Origin of the sequence: Nonomuraea aridisoli, from assembly GCF_003236395.1 — a bacterium.
In the GTDB taxonomy this organism is placed as follows: Bacteria; Actinomycetota; Actinomycetes; order Streptosporangiales; family Streptosporangiaceae; genus Nonomuraea; species Nonomuraea aridisoli.
Genome location: NZ_POUD01000367.1, coordinates 1 through 7,626, shown reverse-complemented (window position 1 = coordinate 7,626; position 7,626 = coordinate 1). Strand labels below are relative to the sequence as shown.

7 protein-coding genes and 1 pseudogene are annotated in these 7,626 nt (G+C 71.0%); 3 read left to right on the top strand and 5 right to left on the bottom strand.

Annotation, left to right across the window (positions count from 1 at the left end):
* The 4 genes and pseudogenes from C1J01_RS44085 to C1J01_RS44070 form a co-directional block, all read right to left on the bottom strand.
* Positions 1–855, bottom strand: a pseudogene (locus tag C1J01_RS44085) (hypothetical protein); the annotation flags it as partial.
* Between the two features lie 257 nt (positions 856–1,112).
* The gene (locus C1J01_RS44080) at positions 1,113–2,306 is read right to left on the bottom strand and encodes a cytochrome P450 family protein (protein WP_181449304.1); all 1,194 of its coding nucleotides are present in this window, start codon (positions 2,304–2,306) and stop codon (positions 1,113–1,115) included.
* Positions 2,307–2,334: 28 nt separating this feature from the next.
* On the bottom strand, positions 2,335–2,967 hold the full coding sequence (locus C1J01_RS44075) for a TetR/AcrR family transcriptional regulator (RefSeq protein WP_111184972.1): 633 nt from the start codon (positions 2,965–2,967) through the stop codon (positions 2,335–2,337).
* Between the two features lie 44 nt (positions 2,968–3,011).
* On the bottom strand, positions 3,012–3,467 hold the full coding sequence (locus C1J01_RS44070) for a GbsR/MarR family transcriptional regulator (RefSeq protein WP_111184971.1): 456 nt from the start codon (positions 3,465–3,467) through the stop codon (positions 3,012–3,014).
* 169 nt (positions 3,468–3,636) lie between these two features.
* On the opposite strand from C1J01_RS44070, the gene C1J01_RS44065 reads away from it, so the two are divergent.
* The 3 genes from C1J01_RS44065 (at position 3,637) to C1J01_RS44055 (ending at position 6,742) form a co-directional block, all read left to right on the top strand.
* A complete protein-coding gene (locus C1J01_RS44065) occupies positions 3,637–6,075 on the top strand; it encodes a PEP/pyruvate-binding domain-containing protein (RefSeq protein WP_111184970.1) in 2,439 nt (812 codons plus the stop codon).
* A 132-nt stretch (positions 6,076–6,207) separates the two neighbouring features.
* A complete protein-coding gene (locus C1J01_RS53895; protein ID WP_369122770.1) occupies positions 6,208–6,303 on the top strand; it encodes a GNAT family N-acetyltransferase in 96 nt (31 codons plus the stop codon).
* 97 nt (positions 6,304–6,400) lie between these two features.
* Positions 6,401–6,742 carry an ArsR/SmtB family transcription factor gene (locus C1J01_RS44055; RefSeq protein ID WP_111184969.1) on the top strand — a complete coding sequence of 114 codons (342 nt, stop codon included), beginning with the start codon at positions 6,401–6,403 and terminating at the stop codon, positions 6,740–6,742.
* A 143-nt stretch (positions 6,743–6,885) separates the two neighbouring features.
* Here C1J01_RS44055 and C1J01_RS44050 read toward each other — a convergent pair whose 3' ends face one another.
* Positions 6,886–7,557 carry a response regulator gene (locus tag C1J01_RS44050; RefSeq protein ID WP_111184968.1) on the bottom strand — a complete coding sequence of 224 codons (672 nt, stop codon included), beginning with the start codon at positions 7,555–7,557 and terminating at the stop codon, positions 6,886–6,888.
* Positions 7,558–7,626 lie beyond the last annotated feature (69 nt).

Here is a 7,626-nt window from a genome sequence, read left to right as displayed (position 1 = left end):
GTCGGTGGGCTGCGGAGTGGCCGTGGTCGAAGGCGTGCCCGCTGTCGGAGTGGCGGTGGCGGTCGGCGTGTCGGAGGTCGGCTGGGGGATGGCCGTCGATGTGTCCGAGGGTGACGGCGTCGGCTCGCCGGTGATCGGCGGCACGTCCGAGGTACGGGTCGGTTCGGGGGCGGGACCGGTCGCCGTGGGCGACGGGGCGGCGCCCTCGTGCTCGTTGCCGTCCTGCTGAGGGTTGTCCTGGTGACTCTGCTGGTCGCCGCCGTCCTGCTGGGAGCCGTCCTGATGCCCTTGCTGGTCGGAGCCCTTCTCATGGGAGCCCTGCTGGTGGTCCTGCTGGTCGGTGTCGTTCCGGTGGGGGCCGGTGTGGTGGTCTTGCTGGTCCGAGCCGCCCTGGTGGGAGCCCTTTTGGTCCGTGCCGTCGTGGTCGGGCTTTCCTGGGCCGGTCGGCTTGTCCTGCCAGTCCTGACCCTTACCGTGAGAGCCCTTGCCGTGCGAGCCCTGGCCGTTTCCCTGGAAGTCCTGGTCCCTTCCCTGGAAGTCCTGGCCGTGGGAGTTGTGGCGGCCGTCGGTGTCCGTGTACGGCCGGTCGTAGGGACCGCCCGGTTGGCCCCCGTGGTCGTGGCCTGACCGCGGCCCGCCCGGGTCGTCCTGGTGGAAGGGCCGCTGGTGGCCGGGCCCCTGCTGCTGCTGACCCCAGTCAGGGCCGGGCCACCGGTCATGGCCCCCGTGGTCGCCGGACGGCTCGTAGGGTGTCCGGTGGTCGGACTGGTCGTCGGTGATTCCCGCCTCGGTGGTCTGGTGCCACGAGGCCAGGACGTAGGCCGCGTCGATGAACTTCGGAATCTCTGGCGACATGGAAGTGTGGGACCCTCCCGGACAAGACCGGATTTACACACGCAGATCCTGACAAAAGTGATGACTAAGGACTGGTGTGGCTAAACCGGAAGTCTGTGGTAGGGCGAGGGTACCGTGCTGTTTCCGCAGGTCAAGTGCCCCTAAAGGGGCGGCCAAGGGCTCCGCAGAGAGTAAAAGCGCAGGTCAGCGGTGCTGTCCGAAATATCACTTAACGCGAGCTATGTAGAAAGATCTACCAAAACCCACAGTCGGCAGCCTCACGGTGAGGCGACGGTGCGCACGGGCAGCCGGGTCAGTGCCCGCTGGATCCCCGGCCGCCAGCCGATCTCGCTCGCGGGCACGGCCGCCTCCAGAACGGCGAACCGGCCGAGCAGCCCCGCGAGCGCGATCCGGGTCTCGGCGCGGGCCAGGGCGGCGCCGAGGCAGTAGTGGATGCCGTGCCCGAAGCCGAGGTGGGCGTTGTCCGGCCGGCGAACGTCGAGCAGGCCGGGGCCGTCGAAGCGCCGAGGATCGCGGTTCGCGGCGGCGTACACCACCTGCACGGCCTTGCCCGCCGGGATCGTCACGCCGCCGAGCTCGACCGGCTGGAGGGTGTAGCGCATGACGGCGATCTCGGCCGGCCCGGTGTAGCGCAGGAACTCCTCCACCGCGGTCGCCAGGAGGGCCGGCTCGGCGCGCAGGGCGTCCTGCAGATCCGGGTGAGCGAGCAGCAGCCGCACGCTCTGGCTGATCAGGCCGACGGTGGTCTCGTGCCCCGCGATGAGGATGCTGATCGACAACGCGATCAGCTCGTCGTCGGCGAGCCGGTCGCCGTCGTCGTCGCGTACCCGGATGAGGCCCGACAGCAGGTCCTGTCCGCCGCGCGAACGTTTGCGCTCGATCAGGTCGGCCATGTAGCCGACCAGGCCGCGGGCCCCGGCCGCGACCCGGGCCGGATCGGGCGCGGTCAGCTCGGCGGCCCACCCGCGCCAGACCGCCCGATCGGCCTCGGGCACGCCGAGCAGCTCGCAGATGACCTGGATCGGCAGCGGATAGGCGAAACGTTCGATGAGGTCGAACTCCTCCGGCAGGCCGGACAGCAGTTCGTCGGTGATCTCCTGGATGCGGGGCCGCAACGCCTCCACCCGGCGGGCGGTGAACTCGCGTGACACCAGCCGGCGCAGCCGGGTGTGGTCCGGCGGGTCGTAGGCGCCCAGAGTGCTCATCAGGTACGGGGCCACGTCCTCGGGCAACGCGGTCGCGGCGCTCATGTCGATGGCGGACTGCTTGCCCGGGTCGCTGCTGAAACGCGGATCGGTGAGCACGGTCACGCTCTCCGGATGGCCGGTGACCAGCCAGATCGGGGTGCCGTCGACGTAGTGCCCGCGGCTCACGGGGCCGTTCTCGGCCAGATCGGTGAGGAAGGCGTCGCGGTCGCGGGTGGTGAACAGGTCCATGAGCGAGGTGCTCACAGCGCCTCCAAGGTCTTGGGCGGGACGGTCATGACGGGGACGATCCGCGTTCCTTGCGCACCGCGTCCCACGCCTGCAGGGCGCGCTCGTCGGCGAACACCCCGTGGGTGAAGATCTCGATGCCGGCGCGGGAGAAGCGCAGCGTCGTCTCCATGTCGTGCACGTCGGCCGCCCCCAGCGCCCGCGACAGGTGCTCGCCGAACGCCAGCGGCGCCAGCAGCCAGGTCACGTACATCGCGGCGCGGGCGCGCGGGTCCTCGCTGGGCCGCACCCAGCCCTCGCGTACGCCCTGCTCCAGCCAGCGGCCGGTGGCCTCGACGATCTCGTCGTACAGCGCCGCCGCCTCCGGTGTGCCGTCCAGGAACGCCCGGCCGAGATAGCGGCGCACGGCGCCGCCGGCCTCCAGCATCGCCGCCAGGCCCGAGGTGTCGTCCAGGTCGGCTTCCGGGCCGCCGCGCACGAGCGAGATCACGTAGTCATCGCACGCCTTGCGCAGGCCCTCCTTGCTGGCGAAGTGGTGGAGCACCAGGGCGTGCGACACCCCGGCACGCGCGGCCACGGCCCGCAGGCTCACCCGGCCGACCCCTTCGGCGCCGAACAACTCCAGCGCGGCGTTCCTGATCCGGGCACGCGCCGTCAGATCCTCTTCGGCTGATCGCATGGTCAGCATGCTAACCAAACGGTCAGCCCTGCGGAAGAGGAGGCTCAACGATTCCGCTCGCCCGGCGGCGGCGCGTTGTCGAACAGCTTGGCCATCCACTCGAAGGTGGCCTGCGCCTGACGGATGCGATCCGAGCGCTCGTCGTCCGGGCCGACCAGGTCCAGGCCGTCCCGGGTGACGTCCAGGAACGACGTGATGCCGTTGACCTGGTGGCGTACCACCGCCTGCCAGGCGTCGTCGGCCATCCGGTAGTAGACGGTTCGCTCACCCGGCCGCGTACGCCAGGTCAGGAAGCCCATGCTCGTCAGCAGCCGCAGGTTCGAGGTCAGCGACGCCCGGCTGGCGCCGATGGCCGTGCTGATCTGCCCGGCCGACTGCTCCGGCGGGTCGCAGATCATCAGCCAGCCCAGCACGCGCCCGGCGATGGGCGGCACCCCGTCGCGCGCCAGTTGCATGGCGACACGTTCCACCCACTCCAGCAACGGTTCCTGGTCGCTCATACCTGTCCTGTTCATCCTCTTGCAGCTATTTCAGTATGAGCTAAAGTTGGGCTATTGACCAAAGACGCGCCTTCTGGCGTGCTGGTGGAGAGCCGGGAAGTCTGGTCGGCCCGCGACGTTCCGCGTCGCGGAGAAGGAGGACGACTTCCCCATGACCTCTGCTGCCGACATGACCCTGATCCCGCTCGCGCGGATCGACTCCTCCATGATCGACCGGGTGGGCGGCAAGGCGGCCGGGCTCGGCGAGATGATCAGAGCCGGCGAACGCGTACCGGACGGCTTCTGCCTGACCGTCGAGTCCTACCAGTCCGGGCAGCTCCCGGAGAAGGAGCTGATCGACGCCTACGAGCGGCTCGGCGGCGGGCGCGTCGCGGTCCGTTCCAGCGCCACCGCCGAGGACCTGCCGGACGCCAGCTTCGCCGGCCAGCAGGACACCTATCTCAACGTCGAAGGCGCCGGCCCGCTCATCGACGCGGTCCGCCGGTGCTGGGACTCCCTGCACACCGAACGCGCCGTGGCCTACCGCGCCACCGCCGGCATCGACGAGGCCGCCATGGCCGTGGTGGTCCAGCGCATGATCGACCCCGCGGTCGCCGGCGTGCTGTTCACCGCCAACCCGATCACCGGCTGCCGCACCGAGATGGTCGTCGACGCCGCCCCGGGGCTGGGCACCGCGATCGTCGACGGCACCGTCGTCCCCGACCACCACGTCATCGGCCACCGGGCACCGGCCGTGCCGAACGGAGACGGGTGCCTCGGCAAGGAGCAGCTCGAAGCGCTGCGGGACGCCGGGCGGCGGCTGCAGAAGCACTTCGGCTCGCCGCAGGACGTCGAGTGGGCCATCGACGCGGACGGCACGTTGTGGCTGCTGCAGTCGCGGCCGATCACCACGTTGTTCCCGGCCCCGCCCGACACCGGCGACATGCGGCTCTACCTCGAGGTCGGTCACCTCCAAGGGATGCTGCGCCCGGCCACGCCGATGGGGGTGTCGTTACTCAAGGCGGGCGGCGGCCTGTGGTTCAAGGCGGCGGGCGCCACGATCGACCCGCGGGATCCGATGCCCCGGATGGTGCCCATCGGCGGGCGGCTCTACTTCGACCTGACCGACTTCATCCGCAACAAGGCCATGCGCAAGCGGCTGCGGACGTCTCTGGAGGTGTACGGGCCGCGGGTGCAGGGGGCCGTCGAGCGCGTGATGGACGATCCCCGCTTCGCGCCGCGGCGCGGCCTGCCGTTCCGCGTCGGCAGCGCCGTGAGGATGACGTTGCGGCTGACGGGGCCGGCGATCTTCGGCATCGCACGGAGTCTGGCCCGGCCGGACGCCGCCCGGGCCCGGGCCTACCGGGGCCTGGAGGAGATCAGGCGCTCCATCACGCCGCCGCCCGCATCCGCCACGCCGGCCGAACGGCTCCGCTGGGTGATCGAGGACTCCCACAAAGCCGTCATGGGCGTCGACATGATGGGCATCGTGTGGCCGCTGGTGACCGGCATGCTCGTCGGTGTGGTGCCGTCCGGGCTGCTCGACGGCGTCGCCACCGACGAGGAGCTCGACGTCGTCCTCGGCGGGATGCCGAACAACGTGACCACGGAGATGGACCTCGCCCTCTGGAAGGTCGCGGTCAACGCGCGCGAACACCGCGACCTGTTCCTCACCACCCCGCCCCGGGAGCTCGCGGCGCGGTATCGCGAGGGACGGCTGCCCGACATCGGGATGGCCTCCTTCCTCGATCGGTACGGCATGCGCGCCGCCGCCGAGATCGACGTCGGCATGCCGCGCTGGGCGGAGGACCCGTCCCCGCTGTTCGCCACCATCGCCAACTACCTGCGCGTCGACGACCCGGCGCAGGCCCCCGACCGGCGGTTCGAGCAGGCCGCGCAGCGGGCGGAGAAGATGGTCGAGACGTTGTCGCGGCGGGCGCGGCGGGCCAGACCGGTACGCGGCCGGCTGGCGGCGTTCCTCATGCGCCGCTCGCGCCGGCTCACCGGGTTGCGGGAGATCGGGAAGTTCGCCTGGCTGCCGGCGTTGCAGGCGGCACGCCGTGAACTGCTGCTGATCGGGGACGACCTGGTCACGCGAGGGCTGCTGGAGCGCGCCGAGGACATCATGTTCCTCGACCTGTTCGAGGCCCAGGCCGTCGTCCACGGCGGAGCCGACCATCGGGGCCTGATCGCGGAACGCCGCACGGCGTACGAGCGGGAACTGCGGCGCTCCGCCGTCCCGGGCGCTCTGCTGTCCGACGGGACCGACGTGGAGGCGCTCGCCCCGCGAGGGCCCGTGGAGGACGGCGTGCTGATCGGGATGGCGGGGGCCGCCGGCCGGGCCACCGGGCGGGCCCGGGTGATCCGCGACCCGTCCGGCGCGCACATCGAGCCGGGCGAGATCCTCGTGGCCCCCACCACGGATCCCGGCTGGACCCCGCTGTTCATGACGACGGCGGGCCTGGTGACCGAGACCGGCTCGCCCGTGGCCCACGGCCCCACCGTCGCCAGGGAGTACGGCATCCCGGCCGTCATCTGCGTACGCGACGCCACCCACGAGATCAGGACCGGCCAGCTCATCACCATCGACGGCAGCGCGGGCACGGTCCGCATCGAGAAGGAGGACTGACGCCCCCGTCCAGGGGCCGGAGGCCCGCGAAACACTGCGGGCCGCCCTGGTTCCGCGTCTGACGGTGCTCCAGCCGAACCCCGCCGCTCTGGCTCGCGGCAGCTTCATCGACCCGCCAGTGAGGACGCCGGCGTGCGGACCGTCCAGGGCGGGATCTTCCCCGAGAACGCCGCCAGCCTGGCCCTGCACCGCGCCCTCGGTTTCCGCATCGTCGGGACGTCCTGCTGATCGAACGCCGCAGCTCCACGACCGGAATCTGACCCCGCGTACCGAGCATCTATAGACCTCCATCAATATAGATGCTTGTCTATGCGGGGAGGGCGTGATGGAACTGCTGGAGATCTTGGAGTGCAGCCCACCGCTCGCGCGCGAGCCGCTCAGCGCTGGGCAGGCGGCGGGAGTGGCGCGGGTGTTCAAGGCCTTGGGAGACCCCGTACGGCTGCGCATCCTGTCGATCGTGGCGAGCCGGGCGGGCGGCGAGGTGTGCGTCTGCGACATCACGGACGCGTTCGAGCTGTCGCAACCGACCATCAGCCACCACCTGAAGGTGCTCAAGGACGTCGGCCTGCTCACCTCGGAGCGCCGCTCCTCCTGGGTGTACTACCGGCTGGTCCCCGAGACCCTGGGCGAGCTGTCCGCGCTCCTGACCGTGCCCACCACCGTGTGAGAAGAGACGTCCCGTATGTCCGCCTTTTCTGCCGAGGCCGTCGCGCCCACGCCCAGCGTGATGAGCGCCCTGTCCACGCTCGACCGCTTCCTGCCCGTCTGGGTTAGGCGTGGGTCTAATCATTTCCCTGCGGGCGGAGCGGTTCAGCGGGTGACGAGTCCGGCCTCGTAGGCGGCGATGACCAGTTGGGCGCGGTCGCGGGCCTGCAGTTTCATCAGGAGGCGGCCGATGTGGGTCTTGACGGTGCCGACAGTGAGGTGGAGGTGCTCGGCGATCTCGGCGTTGGACTTTCCCCGGCCGACGAGGGTGAGCACCTCGGCCTCGCGCGGCGTGATGCCGTCGAGGGCGCGGGCAGCCGGGGATCGTTCGGGGCGCAGCAGGAACTCGGTGATGAGCCGGCGGGTGACGGAGGGCGCGAGCAGCGCATCGCCGGAGGCGACGACGCGGATGGCGGTGAGCAACTCGGCCGCGGTCGCGCTCTTGAGCAGGAAGCCGCTGGCGCCCGCCCGCAGCGCCGCGTAGACGTATTCGTCCAGGTCGAACGTGGTGAGGATCAGCACCCGGACCCCGGCGCTGTCGGGGTGGGCGCAGATGTGGCCGGTGGCCTCGATGCCGTCCATGCCGGGCATGCGCACGTCCATGAGCACGACGTCGGGCCTCAGCCGGCGGGCCAGGAGCACCGCGTCGGCGCCCGTGCCGGCCTCGCCCACGGTCACCAGCCCCGGCGTGCTGTCGATGAGCAGCTTGAAGCTGTCGCGCACCAGCACCTGATCTTCGGCAAGCAAGACCCGGATGGGCGGCGGCTCGTCGCTCACGCCGGGGTGCTGTGGGTGTGGCGCTTCGTTGCTTGCGTCAGGTGGGGGTGGGTGTGCTGGTTCCTGGCT